Here is a 24318-nt window from a genome sequence, read left to right as displayed (position 1 = left end):
CCTGAAATCATTAACGATAGGAGGGACAGATAATGCCGATATCCCTCTCTGTTTTCAAGCCTCCGCCTCGATATCGCTGCATTTCATTTCCTTTGATCCGGATCGGAAGGGAATTGCCTTGATAGATGAGCTCGCCCTCGATGGTGCGCACACTCATTCCAATGACGCCTTCCAGGTGTCCGCTTCGATCGGTAACCAGCCGAATTCCGGCCGGTCCTTCAATATGAACGCTGCCTTCCCGGTATATCGTTATACGATCTGCTGTATTTACCAATTCGTAATGCAGCCCATTCACCGTGCGGCTGTAGGCCGTGTTGCCTGCAACTTCCTCGCCATGATCCATGTCGACGGGGAGAAGACCGGTAAACCATAATTGGTCCGACCCGACCGGCATAATCCCGCACAACCGTTCCACATAATCAAGCAGACACAGGATGGAAGGGGAATACGTCTCGGTAAAACCTTCCTCTCCGGTCCAGGGACTTAACGCTTGTGCAAAGCGCTTTGCCTTGGACAGCGCAGACAGGATCGGATGCAGTACCCACGTCAATTCGACATAGCGGTGGTGATATTCAAACGCATGCGGAGCGCGAATCAGGCTCAGGAAGTTGGACGACCCGCCCCAGCTGTTGTAGGAGGAGAACGGATCGAATCTGGGATCGTCCATCGCCATAGATGTAAACGGATATTTGGCGAAAAATTTGCTCGTATTCAGCAAATACCGGCGCAGCAGCTTGTCGAACCATTCACGGTCCCCAACCTCGCAGGCCATCACGCGCAGCAGCACATCGGACTGGACTCTGACCAGCTCGTCATTCCGGTCCCGGTCGTAGAAGAACATATCTTCTTCGTCGTAACAGTAACGGAAGAGACTCTCGAGGCTGGACTCGGCTTTCGCTCTCCAATCAGCTCCGGATCCACCAAGCTCTTCGGCCATGCGGGCCAAATATATGCGCTGGCAGTAGATGTTGGCGGTCAAATCCGGTGCCAGGAAAGGCAGGACCGGAGAATCCGGGTGATAGGCTGCGGCATCATTCATATAGGGTGTATCCGGAACATGCCAGAACCTGGGTGATAAATCATGTCCGGTGTCGAAGGTGCTGAAGGCCTCTACGCAGCCGGTCTCCCGGGTATTGCGGAAGCTTGCAATCCATTCGTCATAATGCGCCATGGCTTTGTACATGGTCTTCAGAAAGTCGCGGTCCTTGCCGTGGAGCTGGTAATGGTTCCATACACTGCGTGCCAGCGGTGTAACCAGCTGAATCTGCCGGAAGGAGGGACCGTTCTCCGTTAATTTGTAAGGCAGCAAACCGTCCTCTCTTTGGTGAGCCGCAAAGGCGAGATAGGTCGATTTCGAGACAGAAGGAATCAAGCGCGAGAGCAGCTCCGCATTGATGGTGCCGGTGCTCTCCAGCCAGCAGCCAAGATAAATCCCGCCTTCCTGCAGAATAGGCTCGCTGCCAGCCATCGGCACGATGCAGGGAAGCAGCTTCTCCAGCGCCGTATAATATGAAGCCTCCAGCCGTCCGCCCGATGCGGCAAATCGTACGCCTGACTCCTGCCATTCTCGCAACAAATTCTGATCTTCCGGTTTAACCGTCTGCACCTGATCCTGTATCGAGATCCCGCGCAGACGGTCCAGCATAACTTCGGTCATGTCCGCCTCCTTGTAGAGCCTTGTTTATTGATTCGATTCAAAGATTCGAACGGTGCCATTGTAGAAGTCCGCAACGGCTTGCTCGACGCTCTTCCGGCCGAAGCCGATTTCCTGGCTTGTCGTTTGCGCCAGCTTGGAGAATTCAGCAAATCCCGGAGGATTGTAACTCACGTCAAAAGGTTCTGATTTTGTAGCCTCAGATACGAGACTTGTGTATTGGTATACAATTTCCTCCACCGGACCGGCTTCCTCCTGCAGTAGATTGCGGTTGGCTTCCGTTACTGGAACGCCCCGGTCGCTGCCGAGAATTTTGGCGGCTTGTGGATCATTGATCCAGAAATCCATCAGGATAGCGACTTCCTTGGGATGCTTGGTATTCGCATAACCGGACAATCCCTGGCTGGATTCGAATACAACACCCGTACCCTTGGGACCCCGCGGTACCGGATGGAGGATCAGCGGGTCCTCCGTCAGGCTCTGGAAAGCAGCCAGCTGGTTGGAAGGAAGGAGGCTCATGGCGGCCTTGCCTGTAATCAGCAGCGATTTACTAGTGTCGTCATGCGGATTGGATACCTGCATTTCAGGTGTGACCACACCACCTGCTGAAGACGTCTCCTCCCAATATTGGAACCATTCCTGGATGTCTTCTTTGGCAAAGCCCAGAGTTCCATTTTCCATATTATACAGCTGTTTGCCGCGCTGCTTCAGATAGATGTCCATGCCATCGACGGTGAAGTTGTACGTTCCAAAAATGCCATCACCCAGCTTGTCAGACAGTTCCTTGCTGACAGCTGCGTAATCCTCCCAGTTCCAATTCGGCTCCGGCAAAGGGATTCCGGCCTTCTCGAACAGTGCCTGATTGATGACAATGCCCCGGGCATTCGCACCGGCTGAAATATGCTGCAGCTTCCCGTCGAGACGGCCATACTCAACCATGGTGGGATCCATTCCGTCCAGATTCAATTCACTGCCAACATACGGATCCAGATCCAGAAGGACATTCTTTTTGGCATAGTCGACCACATTCCCGCCTAAGAAGAAGATATCCGGTGCCGTGCCGGATGCCAGCTGCGTATTCAGCTTGTCAAAATATCCTGAGGAGGGTGAGAATTCACCCATAATTTTAATATTCGGATGTTTCTCCTGAAACACCTTAAGCGCTTCGTTCGTAATATCTGCCCGTTTCTGGTCGCCCCACCACATCATGCGCAGTTCAACCTGGCCGCTCTCCGCGGCTCCGTTATCCGTATCTCCGCCAGCACCGGTATGATCCGTTCCGGAACAGGCTGTTACGAACAACATGAGTCCTGCCAGCATACCCACCATAGATCGTTTTAACATAGTTAATCCCCCCGGTTTAAATATAATTTGAAATGTGCTTCATGCTCACGAACAGAACAGACAGCGCGTGACTACTTCAGGCCCGTTGTGGCAATGCCCTCGAGAAAATACCGCTGAAACACAAGAAAGATGATGGTCACAGGCAGCAGCGACAGCGTGGACATGGCGAGCAGCGCCCCCCAATCCGATTGTCCCGATGGATCGAACAGGGACCGAATTCCCAGCTGTACGGTGAACAGATCAATTTTGCTCAGATAAATCATCTGGCTGAAGAAATCATCCCAGCTCCAGATAAACGTGAAGATGGCTGTTGTAATGAGCGCGGGAACAAGCAGCGGCACTACGATTCTAAAAAAGATCTGCGGCTGTCCGCAGCCGTCGATGGTGGCACTCTCGTCCAATTCCCGCGGAATTCCCCGGATAAACTGAACCATCAGCAGAATGAAGAAGGAGTCCTGCGCCAGCCACTTGGGCAGAATGAGCGGGAAATACGTATTAATCCACTGCAGCTCGTTATACAGAATGTACTGGGGCACCAGTGTCACATGGTAAGGTAGCATAATCGTCACCAGCATGATGCTGAACCACAGGCTCTTAAACTTGAATTTCAGCCTGGAGAACGCGTAGGCCGCGAGTGAGCAGGAGATGACATTTCCGATGACGCTCAGTGCCGAGATCAGCAGGGAGTTGCTGAAGAACCTGCCGAAGGAGATGCCCTGCAGCCCTTTCCAGCCGTTCACATAATGATCCAGCGTAAAGGCTGTCGGGATAAGGCTGCTGTCGGTAAAGATGAGTTGATTTGGTTTGAACGAGCTCAGAATTAGCCATAACACCGGATAGAGCATCGCCAGTCCGAGGAGGATAATGGCAGCATGCCTGCCGGCTTGAACCAGTTGTCTCTTGAGTGGCATATCCATTACCTCCCTTCCTGGTTGTCCCCGTAGAACACCCAGAACTTCGATGTGAGAAAGACAATTGCGGTGAACACCCCGATGATGACCAGCATGATCCATGCCAAGGCTGAGGCGTATCCCATATCAAAGAACGAGAAGCCCTTCAGATACAGATACAAGGTGTAGAACATCGTGGCGTCGAGCGGTCCTCCCCGGCCGTCCCCGATAACATAAGCTGGCGTGAAGGCTTGGAAGGAATTGATCATGCTCATGATCAGGTTGAAAAAGATGACCGGTGACAGCATCGGGAGTGTGATGCCGAAGAACTGACGGAGCTTTCCTGCACCATCTACGCCCGAGGCTTCGTATAAATCGGCAGGAATCTGTTTCAGACCGGCAAGGAAGATGACCATGGCCGACCCGAACTGCCAGACGGACAGGGTGATGATCGTATAGACTACATAGTCGGGATGGGCAATCCAGGATGGCCCCGTGATGCCGAACCAGCTCAGGAACTGATTGACCAGTCCGCTGCCATCGAAGATTTGACGCCAGACAATGGCAATGGCCACGCTTCCCCCCAATAGGGAAGGGATGTAATACACGGTTCGGTAAATGCCGAGTCCGCGAATGCCCTTGTTCAGCGCCATCGCCACCAGCAGCGCGAATGCAAGCCTCAGCGGCACGGACAAGAACACATAGTAGAACGTTAGCCACAAGGATCTTAGGAAGGTATCGTCTTCGGTAAAGATCTGGACATAGTTGCTGAGTCCCGTCCAAGTCGGCGATGACAACAGGTTGAATTTCGTCATGGATAAGTACAGTGATGCAATCATCGGCCCCAGCGTCAGACAGAAGAAGCCGATGAGCCAAGGCAGAAGAAACAAGTAGGCTGTCTTATTCTGCTGGCCGTATAAGGGCTTGGACAGCTTTCTCATGTTATGCCTCCCTTCAGATGGATGAGAATGGGCGGTTACCCTGAGATGTGAAGCCGCTTACAATTGAGGCGGCGTTACTTCTGGTAAACTCATCATACCGGGGAAGGGGAGGGGCCGGAATCTCATTTCTTCGGATCATCATGTTCGATTTTTTCGGATTGCGATAATCGGAACTCGGATGGGCTTATGTTGAACATTTTTTTGAACTTGGAGCTGAAATAGCCGGGAGATGAGAAGCCGGCGAGCTCTGCAATATCCCATACGGTTAAGGTGGTTTCCTTCAACAGGCGTACGGCGTGTTTCATACGGACTTCCGTAACATAGTGAATAAAGGATATGCCTGCACCTTCCTTGAACATTTCCGAGAAGTAGGTAGGGTGGTAGTTGTATTGTTCAGCTAACGAGGTCAGCGTTAATTCCTGCATATAATTCTCCTCGATATACCGTTTGGCTGACTCGATCAGAGTAGCTTCCCCGTCCTCAGAGACCTGCTGCTGATCCACAAAATCCTGCGCCCACTGCATCAGCAAACGCTCTGCCTGCTCGGGAGTCTCCATCCACAGCACCCATTCCGGCGAAATCCAGTGAGGCTCCCTTCCCTGAGAATACCCCATGAAGTCAGCGGCGGCGGACTCCATCAGCAGCGAAATTTGAAAAAGGCTCCGGACCAAGCGGGAAGGAGAGAGCTGGTATGCCTCGGCAAGCTCCTTCCGGATGACGCTGCGAAAGGAATCCAGCTCGCCCCGAATCAGACAGCGGTGCAGTGTTCGATTGGTTTCCTCCGGGAGTAATGGACTGTGGTCTGTTACGGGCGTGCGGTCCTGTTCCTTTTGACGCTCTGCCAGATTCCACGCCAAGAGCGAATGAATATACCCTTCTTTCCAGCGTTCAAGTCCCGATACGGGAAGTCCCAGCCCGACCTGCACATCCATGGTTAAATAGGAAGCCGCATCTTCCGCGAGCTTGCGTGTGAATTCGTGCTGAACGCCGTCAAGCGTAATGAAGAACATGATTCCGGGATGGGCTGCGTCATGAAATACCTGGATGCTGCCGGGATAAGACTGGGCGATTTCATGGCAGACCATCTCGAACGGCAGGTGAAGCTGCTCTGGCGCGCGCCCTTTGGGAGTATGCTGTATGCTGGACTCCCTCATGCCTGCGGCTACGAAGCAGACCCTGTGATCCTGCCATGATTCCAGGTGGAACAGCCGAATCCGTTCCGGCAGCGAGGAAGCCGGAAGCCGGTTGCCTCGCACGAGATCCAGCAGGAAGCGTTCCTTCATTTCCTTGTAATACTGGGAGAGACGCCACTGCATCATTTCCGAATCGTCCCGTACCTTGCGGTTCTTATCCAATTCCGCTTTGATTTTGGTCAGTGCTGTTCTCAGATCCTCCCGGGTTACGGGCTTCAGCAAATAATCCATGGCTTGGCTGCGGACGCCGGCTCTGGCGTATTGGAAATCCTCGTATCCGGTTATGATGATGATCTGGATGGAAGGATTGTGGCTTCGGCAAGTATCCAGCAGACGGACTCCGTCCATAACGGGCATATTCATGTCGGTTATGAGCAGGTCAAAGCGTTCTGCTCGCAAGAGCGCTTCGGCTTCTACGCCGTTTGCGGCCTCCCCCGAAATGGCAAAGCCCATGCCCTCCCAATCCACCTTCAGCTTCAGCCCTTCGCGGACTTCGATCTCATCGTCAGCGATCAATACGTTGTACATGATATTCCTCCTGTACCGGTAGAATCAGTTCGATGCATGTGCCCGCTTGAACTCCATTCCGGATATGGACGGCAAACAAGGCACCGTAATGCAGGCGGCAGCGTGCAATCACGTTGCCGAGTCCGATGTGCCAGCTCTCGCTCCGCAGGATCGGCTCTAGCTGAGAAGCTGCCATGGGGTCCTGCAGCTTGCGGATGATCTCGGACGGCATGCCGGGGCCATTGTCCGCAATGCTGAAATGCAGGCGGTTATCCACTCTGCTGATCCGGATATCCACCAGTGCCGTGGTCTGATGCTGGAAGCTGTATTTGACGGCATTCTCGATCAGCGGTTGAAGAATGAACTTGATCATGACCAGTGAATCCAGCTTGCCCTCCTCCGTGATGGAGATGCCGAGTTTATGACCGAAGCGGGTTTGCAGAATGGAGATATAGTGCCGGACATAAGCCAGCTCTTCCTCAAGCGGGACCCGATCGTCGCTCGTATTCATGGAGAATCGCATCATTTTGCCAAGGTCCTCGATGACCTGGACGGTATCCTCCGTCCGGCGCTGCATGGCCAGACTGCTTACCAGCTCCAAGGTATTGAACATGAAGTGGGGATTAATCTGCATGAGCAGGGCTTTGTATTCCGCTTGCTGGCGGAGCAGCTTCAGCTCGAATTCATTCTGGATATGCTGCCGCAGGCGGCTGACCATGTAGCGGAAGGTCGAGATGACGTAACTGACCTCGCTTTTTACGTTTTTGTCGGGAGGCAGAAGGGAATCCGCCTGATCGAAAGCGCCCCGCTGCACCTGCCTCATGGCCAGAACCAGTCGCGTTAAAGGCTTGGTGACGCCATAGGAGAGCCATGCTGCGGCAAACAGGGAGACCAGAATCAGGACAACCGTAACTACCAAGATCGTGCTCTGAAGCTTGTGAAGAGAGGAATATAACTCCTTTTCCGGTGCCAGACCTGCCAGCATCCAGCCGGTACGCCCCAGTTTTTTGTGTACCAGAATGTCTCGCTGCCCCTCATCGTTGGTCAGATAGACAACTCCTGATTTGATCGGGCCGTTTCGAATACGGTCGATTTCCGCTATAGCCCGAGCACCAAGCTCATGCGCCTGCTGGGAGAGAATAGGGCTTCCCTGTTCATTAAGCAGAAAAATCGTGCTATTCTTGGCCAAATGGATGCGGCTGAGCGGCTCCAGAAAATAGGATTCGCTGACGTTCACCTTCATCACGTTCTGTGCCGTCGCATGATGGAAGGTACCGAGAGGCATCAGCAGGCTGACAACCGGATTGCCGTGATCCCTTACGCGTTCATGCTGATCCGTATGGGCAGCCAGCCAGTGGTCCCCGGACGTGAAGAAGTTTCTGTATCACGATTCTTGCATAAAGGCGGGGTCATTCGCGACTTGGTTCTCGCTGCCGATGCGAAGCCCGTTCCGCCGGTAGACGGAAACGTCGGAGATGCTGGTATAGCTGTTGGTGGCCTGGGTCAGGAATCGGCTCATCGCGAGATTAGCAAGCATTTTCTCCCCTTCGGGAAGGCTCGGGTCGCGTATGGCGTTATCCCAGTTCTTGGCCATGTCGCTGTTGAAGACCAGGGAGGCGACATCGTAAATCTGCATTTGGACCATGTCCACGTACGAGCCGTATTCCTCCATCTTCTCCAGGGCCGAGGATTCAATGTAGGAGCGGATTACGGTTCGCGATTCTGTAAAGAGCAGGAAGGAGAGCGTGCCGAAAGAGAGGACGAACAGGACAACGATAAAGGCGATCAGACGGCTTTTTAATGAGAAGAACATCATTTCCCTCCTTACCGAATGGACTTCAAGGCTGCCCTTGGAAATAGAAAAAAAAAGACTGCGTGAAAGACGCAGCCTTTGCTTAAGAGAATTTGCTTGAAGCAGCCTTGTACTGCTTAGAAACGAACCAGGTTGCTGATTCGTACAGGCATGCCGGTAGCGATGGCGCGGTTGGCTGCAATTCCTGTCAGTATGGATCTTGCTCCATCAATATGGTTCGCAGCGCGGGCGTATGGATCCTCCACGGGCTCCCCGAACAGATCGTTCAGGAGAACCGGGTCGCCTCCCCCATGCCCGCCTTCTTGCTCTTCTACATGAACCTCGTACGGGGCATCAAACGTCGGGAGCACCCGCAGCGTTTTACCGATTAACGCGCCTTCCAGATTCTTGTCACCCAGCGAATTGACGTAGGATTGCTCCACAATAGTCATCTCGATCCGGCCTTTGGTGCCGTTGATGGCGATGCGATAACCTTCCCATGGCTGGTAGGCGACAAGGGAATAGGTCAAAATGGCCTTGTTCTGGTACCGTACAAGAACGCCCATCGTATCCTCGATGTTGATGCCGTCCCCGAATACGCTTTGATCCCGCTGATAGCCATCCTCCGGCTCGGCATCCAAATACATCGCTTTGAGGTGGTCATCGGAATCCAGATGGAGCGCAAAAGGGTCTTCCTTGGCGATCGGATTGCCGGTTGCCCGATTGTAAAATTGGGTTACGCCCCGTTCTTCCGCGTTCTCTCTACCATAATACATGAGATCCCCGAATGCGAAAACGGTTTCAGGATGGGAGCCGATCCAGAAATTGACTAAATCAAAGTGATGGGTCGATTTATGAACGAGCAACCCCCCGCTGTTTCGCTTGTCCCGGTGCCAGCGGCGGAAGTAATCCGCCCCGTGACGGGTGTTCAGCAGCCATTCGAAGTGGACGGAAGTCACCTGTCCGATGGCGTCATTCATAATCAGCTCCCGTACCTTGGTATGGTGCGGAGCATAACGGTAGTTGAAGGTTACCCGTATATTTTGTCCGGTCCGCTTGGCGGCATCCAGGATCGCTTGGCATTTCTCCTCATCGACGGTCATCGGCTTCTCGGTCACGACGTCGCAGCCAAGCTCCATCGCGCGAATGATGTACTTGTGATGGGTGCGGTCGATGCTGGTCACAATGACGAAATCCGGCTTCTCGTTCTCAATCATCTGATCGAACTGATCCGCAGGATAGGTAGGAACCTCGGCATATCCATATTTGTCTCTCAGCAGCTGATTCGCGTAATTCATGCGGGTCTGGTTTATATCGCAAAAGGCAGCAAGCTCGGATTTGTCGCGGAAGTTCTGGGCCAGGGCTCCGTAAAAGAACTCGGCGCGGCCGCCGGTTCCGACCAATACATAGCGTTTCTTGTCACTCATCTCTATCGCCTCCTTGAATATAGCTCTAGCCTATAACAAGGGAACACTTCTTTCGCCGCATTTTATGCGTAATCGCTTTCAAATGCCGCATATTTTGCTATAATCCAAGGAAAGGGGGACAGCCATGTGACGAAGCCATTTCGAGCGGATTACCATGATCCTGCCGGATATCTGGATATCGAATATGACCGCCGCATCGGGTACTTCTCGATGACGGTTGACCATCTTCATGATCATTACGAGCTGTACTACCTGTTGTCGGGCGAGCGCATATACTTCATTAAGGACCGCTCCTATCGGGTCAGAGCCGGGGATCTCGTATTCGTTGACCGGAATGCCGTTCACAAGACGCTGGACAGCGGCAGGCCGGATCATGATCGGGTTGTCCTCTATATCAGGCCGGAGCTGTTCACGGAGCTGGCCATTTCGCCTGAATTGGCCGCAGGATTGAAGGAGCCGTTCGGTTGGGATATTCCGATTCTGAGGCTTCCTTCACCGGCAAGCGAAGCCATGGCGCGAATGGTCAGCGAAATGGTGGACGAGATGGTTCATCCCCAAGCCGGAAGCTGCTTGCTGCTGCGGCACCGATCGGTTGAATTGCTGCTGTACGCGTACCGTAATCAGCAGCTGGGCACGGTGCGTTCCGCCGATACCGAGCCCATTCTTCATCCCAAGACCCAAGCGGTGGTCCGTTATCTGAACGACAACTATCAGAAAGGTTTTACGTTGCCCGGGGTAGCGGAGGCGTTCCGAATCAGCCCGCACTATCTCAGCCGGCTGTTTAAGCAAACGACGGGCTTTACCTTCAGCGATTATCTGAATCTGCTTCGGGTTAAGGAGGCGCAGCGCTTGCTGCGCGAAAGCGATGATTCCATTACGGATATCGCCATGCGTGCAGGATTTAGCAACTTCTCCCATTTTGGGAAGGTGTTCAAGCGGACGGTACAAATGTCTCCGCGAACATACAGGCAGCAGTATAGAGATCCAGGTTGATCTATAGAACATTATGAGGAATGTTACGTCTATGACATTAGAGAGGAGTTGATGTTATGCGTATGATATACATGGTGCTCATGATTATCGTTTCAATATCAGGGTATCCCTTAGAGGGGAATATGGACCGTGCTGCTGTACTTACCAAGGTTTTGGCCCAAGTGCCGAAGTGTACAGGGGACTTAGAGACGATTAACGATGTCGTGGAGGTTAAGGAACATGAACAGGGTTTCACGGTCATCATCAGACAAGACTGCGAACCAAAACACGGGGAAGGTCCGCAGATGCGAACAACCTATACGTATGCGGTAACTCCTAGCGATGTACGATTAGTTGAGAAGAAGAACGGATTTTAATTGCGTATGGGAACAGCCTGAGCAAGTACAGGGAATCGTGATCGTGATCGATCATACAGGAGGGATTATGAAATGACAACGCCAACCGAGCTTCGTGTCATCACGGAATCGCACGGACATGATCTGAAATATGTGCAGACGGTTATTCAAACGTTTGAAGCCGCCAGGCCAGATGTAAAGGTGGTGCTTGTCCGGGCAGAGGACAGCTACGGCGTGCTGGAGCAGTTTCATCAGGATGGAGCGGATCTGCTGCACATCCGGGAGGGGGCATATTCTACTCAGATGCGTAAAGGCGTTGTCCGGGATTTGCTGCCTTATCTGAAGAATGATCCCGCGATGGTCATCGATGATTTTTACCAGGGGGCTTTGTCACATCCGATGTGGGAGGGCCAGCTGGCAGCCTTTCCGGTTGTGGATGCCGCGGTTCCCCTTATTTTTTATAACAAAAAAAGGTTTGCCGAAGCGGGTGTGCCGTTCCCTGAGAATGGGTGGACGGATGCACAGTTTCTGGATGCTGCGATTCGCTTAACGCGGCTCGAAGAACATCCGGAGGACTCCCGGTATGGCCTCTATATTTATCCGGATGTGGAATTTTTGGAGCCGTTCCTTATGCGCAGGGGCGGACGGCATTTATCGGAGGACGGATCTGTCAGTAAGGGCTATACGGACAGTGAAATTACGCATTCTACGTATCGATGGATTGTTGATTTGTATCAGAAGCACCGTGTCGCTCCTCTGCCGGGGGGTCCGGTTTGAGAACGTATTTCGTTCGAATCGCTGTGCGATGATATATGACTTTAGCTGGCATATTGGAGGGGTGGCCCACGATCCTGAGCTAAGTGAGACGTATGGCATTGTGGGATTGCCTCATGCACGAAACGGCGTGGATATCTATACGATGTATTCGACAGGATACGGTATTCCTGCCATGTCCAGGCAGCCTGAGCTGGCATGGGAATTGCTGAAGGCATTGGCGATCCCCTCTTCTGAGGAAGCCAAGCGTGCTTATTGGGGCCTGCCGATCACAAGAACACTGGCCAAGGAGCTTGGGCGTACCGATAATCCGTGGTGGGGTCCCGCCCTGTATGCCATGGAGCGCATTGAGAAGAATGCCTATCTCTCCAATCAGGTCTGGAACCTGTCCAGGCAGCAGATCAATCTGGATATTGAGGCAATGATGAAAGGAGAGGCCGAGGTACAGGAGACGCTGGCCCGGTGGGCGGAGATTGTATCGTAGATAATGATTAACTACATAGAACTGCAAGACGGGGTCTTTAATTGCATCAGCCTCTATCCAACACGGATAGGGGCTTTGGTTTGCTTATTTGTTTGTATAAGAGAGTCCTGTGAACATAGTATACTTGTCGATATCAAAGAGCTTGGTTAAAGATATAACGGAAGCGATACAACTGTGATAACAAAAGCGGCTAGAGCGATATTACGCTCAATATGAAACTCCCGTATACTAAAATCTGTTCTTACCTAGGTGCTTGAACCGTTATTGAAAAACCGCCCCATCGGCACCTCCCGCTTAAAGGTGATCCCCCAATACTTATACGTCACTTCAATCTGGGTGATAGGCGTATCATTAAAAAGACGGACACCATAATTGAGCGGGATGCGTGCTCCCTGATCAAGTGCGGCTAACTTCTCATCTGCTGTGAGTTCAGGTTGGAGCGGCATCTCTTGAATACCCACGAATTCGATATGGGTGTCTTCATCAAGGTCGTCTCCGCCGACCAGATGAAGGGAGTAACTGACGCCGAGCTCCGCCTTGGCTGGTTTCTGGCCATCGTTCACCCGCACATCCAGCAGCTCCACCTTGGTAAATCCTTCGTTGATGACTTCGAAGATGATCGTATTCTCGCCCGTAAGGGATGTGAATCCACCCGCCTTGATGGGTATGGGACGAAGAAACAGCAGGTATAGAAGGCTGGCTGAGAGGAGCAAACCCAGGCCTGCATATGCGAGCCGGCGGAGATGTTTGGATTTTGGTTTCATGGCGAGCAATCTTCCTTCTTTATATTAAATAGACAGATTGACTACCGATTGGCCTGATTCTATATCGGCTTTCATGGCTAGAAGATAATTCCGGGTAGACTCATCCATCTCGTTCCAGTCCACGAATTTGGAGAAGTAGACATAGGAATACAGGTTTCGGAAGTCGATGAAAAACGGAATCCGTTCAATCCAATCCGCACTCAATGTGTTCTCTTTCAGATAGCCCGATAAGAACGAATCGAAGAATCTGGCGACAAATTCGGCCTTCCTGTGTTCAGGGACTGTCTGAACCGCATGATAGATGGCAATGGCGATATCGTATGCGAACCAATGGTAAGAAACATCCCCGAAATCAAAAAAGACAATCTCCCCGTTATGTACATGAAAATTGTTATGGTGCAGGTCATTATGAACGATCCCGTAGCTGTCCTGATCTTGCGGGAGGGACTCCAGCTCCTTAAGATATCGCCTCCACTGAGTATGTACCCTTTCACCGGCAGCCTCCGGGAACGCATCCGTAAAGATGAGATGATCATTCCATTGGGGAAAAGCCATGCGGTGAACGAGCGAAGCGGATGTGGAGTCCTTCTTGCCGAGTTTGTGCATGCTTCCCATCCCGCGTCCCCAGCGCTCGATCATAGCAAAATCCGATGTCAAATCGGATAAAGGGCTGCCCGGAGCCTTCGTAAAGGCAATGACATAATATCGTTTGGAGCCGTGAATGACTTCTTCAATCAGGAGATCCTGGGCGGAACGAATCGACGACGCTATGTTTAGCCCATGCTCGGCGAGATAAGCCATCCACGTCAGCTCGCGGATGATCGAGGCTTTACGGTACTTGGCCGCGTCTAAGAATTTAATGATGAAGCGAAGCCCGTCTTCACCGATATATTCAAATACATTTTGGTCAAATCCTCCAAGCAATTGCAGTGAATAAGAACCTCTGCCGAAACGCTCGGCACCCTGATTCAAAACAGCCTGTTCCATGGAAAATCCCCTTTATGGTGTTCTCGATATGTAGGTCTGGTCCACATACCGGATGGTACTCAGCAGCATCAGTATCAACTCAAGTCTACCGAAGATGGTGCATCGTTGCAAAAAAACGGGATAGCGCATCCTGACGTTGTGAGATAATCTTACTCAGCATGGGTGCTCGCACGCGCCAAATAAGTCCCCAAAAGGGACTTTCCAAAGAGCGGCTTACGCGCCAACAAGTCCCCAAAAGGGACTTAGAGTCGCCAAAGTGCGGCTCCCCGCCAGCCCATTGCAGCGACCATGGGGAGCATCCCGTCCCTGCACAACCTCCGCCACATCAAAAAGGGGTGTCCCACCTAAGGAACACCCCTTCACTACATCGATCTACTTACCTTCGAACTTCTGCGCCAGTTCCCGGAAATTCAGCTGTGACGTGCTGTCCAGCACGATATCCGCGTGCGGGAAGTGGGCAGCGTTGCCGATTGCCACGGCGAACATGCCGGCACCCTTGATGGCATCGACGCCGGACGCGGCATCTTCCACCCCGATGCAGTCGGCGGGCTCTACGCCCAGCTGCGCGGCAGCGGTCAGGAAGATTTCCGGGTCGGGCTTGTTGTTCGTAAGCTTGGTTACATCGACGATGACGTCGAACTGATCCATGACGCCAAGCCGGGTCAGTACAGCGATGGCGTTCTTGCTGGCGGACGCAATGGCGGTCTTAAGACCCGCCGCCCGAATGTCTGCCACGAACTCGGTGACGCCCGGCAGCAGATCGGCTGGCGTGATCGTTTCGATCAGCTCGACATACAGCTTGTTTTTGCGGTCAGCCAGCTGCACCAGCTCTTCTTCGGAATAGTTGACCGGCGTCTCCGCCTGGCTTAACAGCAGCTTCAAGGAATCCATGCGGGATACCCCTTTGAGATTCTCATTGAATTCTCGGGTGAAGGGAATGCCCAGCTCGGTTGCCGTAGCCTTCCAGGCCTGATAATGATACTCGGCTGTATCGGTAATGACGCCGTCCAAGTCAAAAATGACAGCCTTCAGCGATTTCGCTATGCTCATGTCCAAATAACTCCTTTTACCAACTGAAATATATTCAATCGTACTAGTATCATCGCTAATTTCCTAATGAGAGCACGATCAATGATGCACTTATCTGAAGCTGGTTCCTCACGGTAAGCCTAACCTGATGGATCTGGTGGATCTGTACCTGCCCGGAGCTACTTGGCGAGTGATTTTTGCACCGGTTGTCCGGCTTCAAGTGTAACGGCCTCGTTGTACAGCTTGATCTCGATGGCATCGCCTTCGACGATCTCCAAGGTCACGCCGTCCTTCTCGATCGATACGCCGATGAGGCGGCCGCGGAAGTTCAGGCGGAATGCGTACTTCTCCCAATCCTTCGGAATGGCGGGGGAGAGGGAGAGCCCGCTCTCCTTCAGACGCATGCCGGCAAAGCCGTATACGATGGACATCCAGGTACCGCCCATGTTGGCCATATGCAGACCGTCCTTTGTGTTGCCGTGCGTATTGTCCAGGTCCAGGCGCGCCGTCTCGATGAAGTATTCGTAAGCCTTGTCCATGCTGCCAATCTTCGAAGCCATGATGCTGAAGATGCAGGAGGACAGGGACGAGTCATGTGTCGTAATGCCTTCATAGTAGTCGTACGAACGCTGAATCGTTTCATAGCTTTGCTCGTCTTCCAGCAGGAAGTGCGCTAAAACCGTGTCGGCTTGCTTACACACCTGATAACGGTAAATCGTTAGCGGATGGTAATTCAGCAGCAGAGGATATTTGTCCTCCGGCGTGTTCTCGAAATCCCATACCGCTTTGCGGAGGAACGTGTCATCCTGCGGGTTAATGCCAAGAGCTTCATCATACGGGAGCAGCATAGCTTCCGCGGCTTTCGCCCATGCCGAGATTTCATCCTCGGTGACGCCAAGCCGGTCGCACAGGGATTGGAAGCCTTGTGCATCATAGGACTTCAGAATGGAGCAGCTCTTGGCAGCCCATTTCAAGTTATGTTTTGCCATGACGTTGGTGTAATAGTTGTTGTTCACGCAGCAGGTATATTCATCCGGGCCGGTAACTTCATCAATATGGAACGCCCCGTTATAATAGTGGCCGATATCGGCCCAGAGACGTGCGGTTTCGATCAGTACCTCGGCACCGTAAGACAAGAGGAAATCCTGATCCTGTTCGGCCAGATGGTACTGGATATAGCTGTATGCGATATCTGCACTGATATGATACTGCGCCGTGCCCGAAGGGAAAAAGGAGGAGCACTCCGTTCCGGAAATGGTGCGCCACGGGAACAAAGCGCCTTGCCGGTGTCCCATTTCCCGAGCTCTCGCTCTCGCCTGTTCCAGTGTGGAATAGCGGTACAGCAGCAGCTGGCGCGCGATGTCCGGCTGCGTCATCAGGAATACCGGGAACATGTAAATTTCGGTGTCCCAGAAATAATGGCCTTCATATCCTTCGCCGCTGAGCCCTTTGGCGGAAATGTTGCTGTGTTTGTCCCGCCCTGCGGACTGCAGCAGCTGGAACAAGTTGAAGCGGATGCCTTCCTGCAGCTGGTCATCGTTCTGAATCACCACATCCGCAGACTTCCAATAGTCATTTAAATATTCGATTTGCTCTGCAAGCAGATCCTCGAAGGAAAGCTCCTTCAAACTCTCTTGCAGCTGAATCCCGCGCTCGATCATATCCTCCCCGTGACGAAGGCTGTCGGTATACAGATTGTATTTCGTAAAGCCGATCGGTCCGGTCAATGAAAGGGTAGCCGTGTAGGTGACTTCACCGGCTCCATTTTCAAGTTGAACGTCAGCATCGGCATCCAGGCGGTGGCGGGTAACGCAAGCCGCACGCAGCTTGGATGCCATCGTTTCATCAACGACATAGGCATCGCTGCCCTTAACGCCAGTTTCGGTGACGGTCATCCGTTCCGCATGTCCTGCGCCGACCCGGGGATCATTGGGATTGGTGTAGTTTTTCACTTTGCCGTTCACCGTAGAGACGATGCGGACCTGGCCGTTGTAATTGACCGGCTCTATCCGTACATGGATGGCGAACAGCTCACGGTGCGTAAAGGACACCAGGCGGCGGAAGGTCAGCTTAATCTCTTTGTCTTCGGGCGATCTCCAATGCACGATTCGTTCGGAATATCCCTTGTCCATAAACAAGCGGCGTTCAAACGAAATAATCGTGCCGTGATCCAGACGGAAGGGTTCTTTCTCATCGCCTAAATAGATCAGGACCGATTGGGCATCAATATGGTTAACGAGTTTTTGCTGTGTATCGGGAAAGGCGAACAGTTTCTCGCCGTAAGGGATTTCAATAACGTCGTGGAAAGCATTCAGGTAAGTTCCGCGAATGGTGGACATGTCCTCTCCGTAGCCTTCTTCGAAGTTGCCACGTACACCCAAGTAACCGTTTCCGAGTGCAAAAATACTTTCCATATTCAGCAAGGCTTGCTGTGACAACTCAGGATTTGAAATTGTCCAGGTCATGGTCTACACTTCCTTCCTAGCATGGTTATGCTTGAATTTTAGAGCCAAACGGGGTTATGTTATACTAAAATATCAAGGTTTTTATCAATATTTTTAGGTGGTGCAGAAATAATGAAGGAACCTTCCCGCACAGGAAATCATCCCTTTTATTTGTCTTCCCGCATGCATTATCTGCGCGAGAATTTTATACATCCTCCGTTTGATTACGAGCACGAGTTAATGGAGGCCATACGCTTCGGGGACGAGAACAGGGCCATGGATATGCTGCGCAAGATTAACGAGCTGGAGGCCGCCGTGCTTGCGACATATCCGCTTCGATCCAAGAAGAATGCCTTAATTGCGTCTTGTACCCTGTTTACCCGGGCGATCATCAAGGGCGGCGTCGACCCTGAGATAGCCTTTCATTTAAGTGATACGCTAATCCTTGAGATTGAGAAAATGAGTGATGTGGAGCGGCTGGTTCATTTTGAATATGAAATGCTGGTTCAGTTTGTTTCGATGATTCGCTCCGAGAAGGAAGAAGTATCCTATTCGCATATTGTGAATCTGGCGATATATTACATCAGGGAGCATATTTTTGAGGAGCTGACCTTACAGCGGGTTGCAAAATATTTAAACGTTCACCCGAGCTACCTATCCGATCGCTTTAAGCGGGAGACGGGTGTATCCATTACAACCTTTATGAATCGGCGGAAGATTGAAGAATCCAAGCATTTGCTGACCCATACAAACCAATCAATCTCCGAAATCGCGTTTACGTTCAAGTTCTGCAGCCAGAGTTATTATACGCAATTATTCAAGAATTTCACGGGGATGACCCCGAGAAAATTCCGAATCAGCGGTACGGCGCGATAACGAACGATGACAACGAACAACGAGAAGTGAGAGAAACGAGAAGAGAGAGAATGTCATGAACAAACTCAAGCAGAAAATGCTTCATCTCAGTCTGGAGAAGAAACTGATCGTTGCTTTCTCCGCATTTATCATTGTGCCGCTCATTCTGATCGGCGGGATTGTATCGTGGGTCTACGTAGAGAATAATCGGGGTACGATGATTGATGCTGCCGTGGAGAACAACAAACAAATCATCAAGAATATCGATACCTCCTTGCAGCCGCTGCTGCGGCTGTCGATGTTTCCGATCCAGGATTCCACGGTGTATCCCATCATGCGCAAGGATTATGGCAAGGTGACCTACCCATTGCTTGAGCGGGGGCGGGATTTCGATAAAGTGAACGGCTTGATCCAGAGCGGAGTCATGCTGTATTCCGATTTGATTGACTCGGTTGTCATCTACCACGAGAACAGCCAGTCTATCATCGGCAGAAGCAACAAGGAGTACATGAATTTCGCTTATTTCAAGGAGCAGTTCACGCGCGAGCCTTTTGTCCAGAAGATCAGAGGTGCCCACGGGCGCTTCGTTCCGGTAGGCATCCACCAGGAGAAACTGCTGTCCACCAAGGCTACTCCGGTCGTATCTGCCGGCCGAGCGATCATGGACCCCTATACAAAGGAAGATCTGGGCTTTATTCTGTTTAACATTTCGGTGGACAAACTGAAGACGCTCTGGAGCGATTCGGCATTTTCGGAGAACACGAATTTCTATCTGATTGATGAAGCGGATCATATCGTGCACAGCATTTATCCGGAGGAGATCGGGCTGCCGGCAGCCGAGGTGCTGGGGAGTGATTTTCAATATAACGCTGACGGTGAAGTCAATACGCAGATTAATCGGGATACGTACATGATATCTTCGTCCTCTTCTATGGCCGACTGGAAGGCGGTTACGGTAATTCCGAAAAAAGACCTCTTCTCCATTGTGTACCTGATGGTAGCCATCCTGATGGGCGCCTTGATTCTGCTGCTCGTGCTGTCCATTCTGATCTCGGCGCGCATCGCGACCACGATCATGAAGCCGCTGTCGGTACTGAACAGCAAGATGAAGCTTGTCTCCCAAGGTCAGCTTGACGTAAGCTTTGATACGAGGCAGCATGGGGAGATCGGCGTGATCAGCCATACCGTGGACCAGATGCTGCAGGAAATCCGCGATTTGATTGAGCGGATCTATGTGGAGGAAGAAGAGAAGCGGACGCTGGAGATGAATGCGCTGCAATCCCAGATCCGTCCGCATTTTATATATAACACGCTGAACGTGATCAAGTGGATGGCCAAGATCCAGGGGGCCACCGGCATTGAGGAAGCGCTGCAGGCCTTCTCTTCGGTCATCAAGTTTACGGTGAAGAAGGAGGGCAACTATGTGACCATTGCAGAGGAAGTCGAGTTTATGGAGAATTACACGAAAATTCTCGATTTCCGCTATTTTAATAAATTCGATGTTACGTATGAGGTTGAACCAGCCGTAATGAATCATAGGACGTTGAAATTTTTGCTTCAGCCCCTGGTGGAGAATGCAGTCTTCCACGGTTTCGAAGGTATTGATTATAAAGGGATGCTGGTGATATCCATATATGAGGAAGAAGAAACATTGATTATGAAAGTAAGTGATAACGGTCGCGGTTTTCCGGAGGGCGGACAAGCCAAGCAGGAGCAGGAAGGTCCTCGTGATACCTTCAACTCGATCGGACTAAACAATATAAGGAACCGGATATCTCTTCATTTTGGACCGGAGTACGGCCTGTGGATCAAGAGCGGAGAGCATGGCGGAACGGTGGCCTGGATTCGGGTTCCGATCATCACAGAAGAAGCAGGGTGATAGCAAGTGCGAATACTAATCGTAGATGACGAACCGCTTGTGCGCATCGGTATCAAATCGGCCATCGACTGGGAGGCCCAGGGTGTGGACATTGTCGGTGAAGCGGGCGACGGTGAAGAAGCGCTGCGCATGATAACGGAAACGGTACCGGACGTGGTGCTGCTGGATATCAAGATGCCGAAGATGGACGGAATCGAAGTGCTGCGGGCAATGAAGGAGCGGCAGCTGCCGGTTCAAGCCGTCGTGCTGAGCAGCTTCGACGACATAACGTATGTGAAGGAAGCTCTGAAGTTAGGGGCCTTCGATTACTTCCATAAGCCGGACATGAATGAGCGCGAGCTGACGGCGATGCTGAAGAGCATTCGGGAGCAGTTTGGAAGTCAGCAGGCTCCGGCCCGAACCGGAGCGAATGTACCCGGCAGCCGGAAGGAACAGATTCTATATGACGCGCTTCAAGGGAACGTCCATGACCTGTCAGCAGAGACTGGGTTGAAAGAGGGCAATATGTATGTCGTTCTCTTCAAAATCAAGGATTATCAAGCGGTCATCAAGAGGTACACCAAAGAAACGGAATCGATCCTGCCCAATACGGTTCAGAACGTAGTAGGCGAGATTCTATCGACGGAGAAGGAAGTGGAGTTTCTTCGGCTGAATGAGCAGCTATATGCCGTATTTATAAGCAACAGCGAATTGAAAAGTCTGCTGGCATCGTTGACCCGCGTCAATAAAATGGTTCAGATGATCAGCTCGGCGCTAAAGCGCTTTGTGAATATTGACATCGTGCTGGGCATTAGCGATTGGTTTGCTGATTTTGACGGCATTTCCATGGGTTATGAGCAAGCAGGCAGAGCCTTGTCCCAGCAATTTTACCACCCGGAGACTTCGATATTTTATTATCAGCATCTGAGACAGAAGAGCGAGAGCGTTTATCAGCAGGCGGATGTCTATTTGAGCCAGATGAAGTCTGCGCTCAGGGAAGAAGCGAATGACCGGTTTCTCGAGCTGCTATCCACGTGGGAGAAGTTTCTGGAGCAAGAAGAGTGCATGGAAGAGAAGGATGTCCGCAAAGTGTATGAAGGCTTGAAGTTTATGATCGGGGAAAGCGGCGGCAAGCCAAGCGGAGCCGTGCAGGAAGAAGTTGCAGGCTTGCAGGGAATCCATGATTTTCAACAGCTGTCCGCTGCATACCGGACCCTGTTCGAAGCACGGTTTAAGCATCGCCACGATCTGGGGTTTAAGGGATACAGCCAGCTCACGCGCAATATTATGGAGTACACGGAGGAACATTATGCGGAGAGCCTCTCGCTGAAGCTGTTCGGGGAGCTGTTTCATGTCAGTCCGAATTACGTCAGCCGGCTGTTTAAACAGGAGGTCGGTCAAGGACTGTTCGATTATATCAACGAGCTTCGGATCGAGAAAGCGAAGGTGCTGCTTAAGAACTACCGCTACAAAATTTATGACGTTGCCGAGATGGTAGGGTTTAATAATCAGGCCCATTTTGCGATTGTATTTCAGAAATACACAGGCTTTTCTCCTAAACAGTATAGGAAAGAAGAAGTGTGATAATCGAAAAGAAAGTATGATTTTTAATAAAAATGATCTTACCGCACAATCTATTTATAAAAAAATAGTCAATTTTAAAAAATTAATCATCATTTGATTAATTTTTTTTATTGCCCTCGCTCTTTATGATTAAGGTGCAAGTTAAAACGAAAAGAAATGTAGGGGGTAGCATCATGGGTAAAGTGAACAGGAAGTTTTCTGCCATGCTGGTGTTGTGCCTGGCTCTTGTTGTTGGGTTGACCGCTTGCGGCGGCAATAAAAGCGCTGACAATACAGATAACGGATCTGGAGATGCAGGAGAAAAAGTGACGGTGAATTTCGGATTCTGGGGTACGGCACAGGATTTGGAGATTTACCAGAAAGCAGCAGACACCATCTCCGAGCAATATCCGGAGCTTGAACTCAAAATCAAACAATATCCGAGCAGTGAGCAATTCTGGAACACGCTGCCGGGCGAAATCGCTGCCGGCGTTGCGCCTGATTTCATTAAGATGTCCAATGAAGGTGCTTACGAATACATCAACAAAGGGTTGTTCTCGCCAATCGATGAACTGGTTCAAGCGGCTGGCGTAGACATGAGCCGTTTCCCGGATGCGTCGAAGAAAATTTGGAACGTGGACGGCAAACAATACGGCGTGCCGAACAGCGATATGCCGGCGATGTTCTTCATCAACGAGCAGATGTGGAAAGATGCCGGTCTCGGCGAGTACCCGACGACTTGGGATGAAGTGATCGAAGCGGCAAAAGTGCTGAACAAAGGCAATGTGAAGGGCATTATCGTGAACCTGGATGCCTTCCATATCACGAACTACGTGAAGAGCTTCGGCGGCGGCTGGGGCAACGGTGAGACCATCAACTCGCCAGAGAACGTGAAGGCGCTGGAAATGATCATCGATATGTATGACGAAGGACTTGCTGTAACACCGAAATCACTCGGCTTCGGCTGGGATGGCGAAGTGTTCAGCAATGAGCAGGGCGCAATGAGTACGGGTGGCTACTGGTACAAGGGTTACCTGAAGGATGCGAATCCGGATCTGAAAATGGTAGCCATTCCGGTTCCTAAAGGAACAACTAACGGAAGCACTATGAGCTCGGATGCTTACATGGTACTGAAAGACGCGAAGAACAAAGAAGCTGCGCTGAAAGCTGCTTATTATATGACCAATGACGATACGCAAACCGCATTCATGGAGCTCGGCTTTAATCCGGCGGTATCCTCGTTGTCCGAGCAGTATTTCGAGAAAAACCCTGAATTCAAGGCGCTGCAGCCTGCGCTGGAGTACAGCACAGACTATGGTTATCCGACGGATACCAAGCGTTTCACGGATGAACTCGTTAAAGAATTGGAAGGTTTGATTCTGGGCGGCTCCGGTAAAACAGCTCAGCAAATTCTCGATGACATTCAAGGCCAGTTTAAATAAGAAAAAGGCAACACCCGCTCCCGCTCCTTGTTCTCAGGGGAGCGGGAGCCTTTGTTCACCTATTAGAATTTGAGTAAGGGAGTGGGGGATAACTTATGTCCGATTACAGCAGCAAGCACGCTGATTTGAAAGGAAACAAGATCAGGCAATCCTGGTTCCGTTCGTTGGCAGACTCCGACAAGACACTGGGCTGGTTGTTTTCACTGCCCTTTTTGATATTGTGGGCGTGGTGGTTTCTATATCCATTTATCCAGTCTTTCGTAAGAAGTTTTCAAGATGCGAACTTCGCTGCCTTGGACCAGGCGAAATTCATCGGCCTCGAAAACTATGTCACCATTCTTCAAGATAAAGAATTCTTCCGGGCGCTGCTTCATTCCCTGGAAATCGTGGTCATCTCGATTCCGATTCAGACTGTCCTCGGTTTGCTCTTGGCCATCCTGGTCAATCAGAAACTGAAAGGCAAGGGGATATTCCGGACGGTATTCTTCATTCCGTATATCACCTCGCAAATCGCGATCACCACCGTGTTCATGATGCTGTTTAAGCAGGGCACCTTCCTAACGGAATTTTTCGGAGCTTTAGGCTTCGGGAATGTAACATGGTTTGCAGATACCAACTATGCGCTCTTATTCGTATGTATTCTGTTTATCTTCCAGCAAGCCGGCTTCACCATGATTGTGTACTTGTCGGGCCTGCAGGAAATTCCGAAGGATCTGTACGAAGCTGGCGAGATTGACGGAGCATCCAAATGGAACAAATTCCGCTACATCACGGTTCCGTTCCTGAAGCCGATCACGTTCTTCATCGTGTCGGTATCGACGATCGCCGGCTTCCAGATCTACGACCAGATTGCGGCGATTTCCCGGTATGGCGCGCTCGGTTCGCCAGCAGGTGCTACCAGTACGGTGGTTACGTATTTCTACCAGCACGGGATCCGTTACATGAACATTGGATACGGAAGCGCGGCGGTGGTGTTGTTCTTCATGATCATCATGCTGATTACGTACCTGCAAAAAAAATTCTTGGATGAGAAGGAGTGAGA

General features: G+C 51.4%; 19 protein-coding genes and 1 pseudogene. 9 read left to right on the top strand and 11 right to left on the bottom strand.

Annotation, left to right across the window (positions count from 1 at the left end; genetic code table 11):
• Positions 1-10 precede the first annotated feature (10 nt).
• The 7 genes and pseudogenes from PGL02S_RS13520 to PGL02S_RS13490 all read right to left on the bottom strand — a co-directional run bounded on the left by PGL02S_RS13520 (position 11) and on the right by PGL02S_RS13490 (position 9748).
• A complete protein-coding gene (locus PGL02S_RS13520; RefSeq protein WP_006207828.1) occupies positions 11-1657 on the bottom strand; it encodes an MGH1-like glycoside hydrolase domain-containing protein in 1647 nt (548 codons plus the stop codon).
• A gap of 24 nt (positions 1658-1681) precedes the next feature.
• Positions 1682-2998: an ABC transporter substrate-binding protein gene (locus PGL02S_RS13515; RefSeq protein ID WP_036644025.1), complete on the bottom strand. Its 1317-nt coding sequence runs from the start codon at positions 2996-2998 to the stop codon at positions 1682-1684.
• A gap of 71 nt (positions 2999-3069) precedes the next feature.
• Positions 3070-3909 carry a carbohydrate ABC transporter permease gene (locus tag PGL02S_RS13510; RefSeq protein ID WP_036644138.1) on the bottom strand — a complete coding sequence of 280 codons (840 nt, stop codon included), beginning with the start codon at positions 3907-3909 and terminating at the stop codon, positions 3070-3072.
• Positions 3910-3914: 5 nt separating this feature from the next.
• Positions 3915-4829, bottom strand: coding sequence for a carbohydrate ABC transporter permease (locus PGL02S_RS13505; protein WP_006207831.1), 915 nt, complete (start codon positions 4827-4829; stop codon positions 3915-3917).
• A gap of 122 nt (positions 4830-4951) precedes the next feature.
• On the bottom strand, positions 4952-6550 hold the full coding sequence (locus PGL02S_RS13500; RefSeq protein WP_036644022.1) for a response regulator: 1599 nt from the start codon (positions 6548-6550) through the stop codon (positions 4952-4954).
• Positions 6528-8342 (bottom strand): annotated as a pseudogene (locus PGL02S_RS13495) (cache domain-containing sensor histidine kinase). The gene PGL02S_RS13500 and the pseudogene PGL02S_RS13495 overlap by 23 nt, the downstream one beginning before the upstream one ends.
• A gap of 116 nt (positions 8343-8458) precedes the next feature.
• A complete protein-coding gene (locus PGL02S_RS13490; RefSeq protein WP_006207834.1) occupies positions 8459-9748 on the bottom strand; it encodes a Gfo/Idh/MocA family oxidoreductase in 1290 nt (429 codons plus the stop codon).
• Positions 9749-9874: 126 nt separating this feature from the next.
• Here PGL02S_RS13490 and PGL02S_RS13485 point away from each other — a divergent pair, with 126 nt between their 5' ends.
• The 4 genes from PGL02S_RS13485 to PGL02S_RS13470 all read left to right on the top strand — a co-directional run bounded on the left by PGL02S_RS13485 (position 9875) and on the right by PGL02S_RS13470 (position 12334).
• Positions 9875-10741, top strand: a complete 867-nt coding sequence (locus tag PGL02S_RS13485; RefSeq protein WP_006207835.1) for an AraC family transcriptional regulator — start codon at positions 9875-9877, stop codon at positions 10739-10741.
• A gap of 56 nt (positions 10742-10797) precedes the next feature.
• Entirely contained in the window at positions 10798-11097 is a 300-nt protein-coding gene (locus PGL02S_RS13480; RefSeq protein WP_006207836.1) for a hypothetical protein, read from the top strand.
• 72 nt (positions 11098-11169) lie between these two features.
• Complete coding sequence (locus PGL02S_RS13475) at positions 11170-11853, top strand: extracellular solute-binding protein (RefSeq protein WP_036644017.1); 684 nt, start codon at positions 11170-11172, stop codon at positions 11851-11853.
• Between the two features lie 28 nt (positions 11854-11881).
• Positions 11882-12334, top strand: a complete 453-nt coding sequence (locus PGL02S_RS13470) for a type 2 periplasmic-binding domain-containing protein (protein ID WP_155984657.1) — start codon at positions 11882-11884, stop codon at positions 12332-12334.
• A 245-nt stretch (positions 12335-12579) separates the two neighbouring features.
• Here PGL02S_RS13470 and PGL02S_RS13465 read toward each other — a convergent pair whose 3' ends face one another.
• The 4 genes from PGL02S_RS13465 to PGL02S_RS13450 all read right to left on the bottom strand — a co-directional run bounded on the left by PGL02S_RS13465 (position 12580) and on the right by PGL02S_RS13450 (position 17579).
• Positions 12580-13098 carry a hypothetical protein gene (locus PGL02S_RS13465; protein WP_036644012.1) on the bottom strand — a complete coding sequence of 173 codons (519 nt, stop codon included), beginning with the start codon at positions 13096-13098 and terminating at the stop codon, positions 12580-12582.
• A 24-nt stretch (positions 13099-13122) separates the two neighbouring features.
• Positions 13123-14085 (bottom strand): phosphotransferase enzyme family protein, encoded by a 963-nt coding sequence (locus PGL02S_RS13460; RefSeq protein ID WP_036644009.1) that lies wholly within the window; start codon positions 14083-14085, stop codon positions 13123-13125.
• Positions 14086-14457: 372 nt separating this feature from the next.
• The gene (gene pgmB / locus PGL02S_RS13455) at positions 14458-15135 is read right to left on the bottom strand and encodes a beta-phosphoglucomutase (protein WP_036644007.1); all 678 of its coding nucleotides are present in this window, start codon (positions 15133-15135) and stop codon (positions 14458-14460) included.
• A 158-nt stretch (positions 15136-15293) separates the two neighbouring features.
• A complete protein-coding gene (locus tag PGL02S_RS13450) occupies positions 15294-17579 on the bottom strand; it encodes a glycoside hydrolase family 65 protein (RefSeq protein ID WP_036644004.1) in 2286 nt (761 codons plus the stop codon).
• A gap of 111 nt (positions 17580-17690) precedes the next feature.
• On the opposite strand from PGL02S_RS13450, the gene PGL02S_RS13445 reads away from it, so the two are divergent.
• The 5 genes from PGL02S_RS13445 (at position 17691) to PGL02S_RS13425 (ending at position 24316) form a co-directional block, all read left to right on the top strand.
• Positions 17691-18434 carry a helix-turn-helix domain-containing protein gene (locus tag PGL02S_RS13445; RefSeq protein WP_006207843.1) on the top strand — a complete coding sequence of 248 codons (744 nt, stop codon included), beginning with the start codon at positions 17691-17693 and terminating at the stop codon, positions 18432-18434.
• Between the two features lie 55 nt (positions 18435-18489).
• The gene (locus tag PGL02S_RS13440) at positions 18490-20292 is read left to right on the top strand and encodes a sensor histidine kinase (RefSeq protein ID WP_036644001.1); all 1803 of its coding nucleotides are present in this window, start codon (positions 18490-18492) and stop codon (positions 20290-20292) included.
• Between the two features lie 6 nt (positions 20293-20298).
• Complete coding sequence (locus PGL02S_RS13435; protein ID WP_036643999.1) at positions 20299-21855, top strand: response regulator transcription factor; 1557 nt, start codon at positions 20299-20301, stop codon at positions 21853-21855.
• A gap of 173 nt (positions 21856-22028) precedes the next feature.
• Entirely contained in the window at positions 22029-23276 is a 1248-nt protein-coding gene (locus PGL02S_RS13430) for an ABC transporter substrate-binding protein (RefSeq protein WP_006207846.1), read from the top strand.
• Between the two features lie 95 nt (positions 23277-23371).
• The gene (locus PGL02S_RS13425) at positions 23372-24316 is read left to right on the top strand and encodes a carbohydrate ABC transporter permease (protein ID WP_006207847.1); all 945 of its coding nucleotides are present in this window, start codon (positions 23372-23374) and stop codon (positions 24314-24316) included.
• Positions 24317-24318: the final 2 nt, after the last annotated feature.

This window comes from Paenibacillus glucanolyticus NBRC 15330 (assembly GCF_004000885.1).
GTDB classification, from domain to species: Bacteria; Bacillota; Bacilli; order Paenibacillales; family Paenibacillaceae; genus Paenibacillus_AQ; species Paenibacillus_AQ glucanolyticus.
This window is presented reverse-complemented; position numbering and strand designations above follow the sequence as displayed.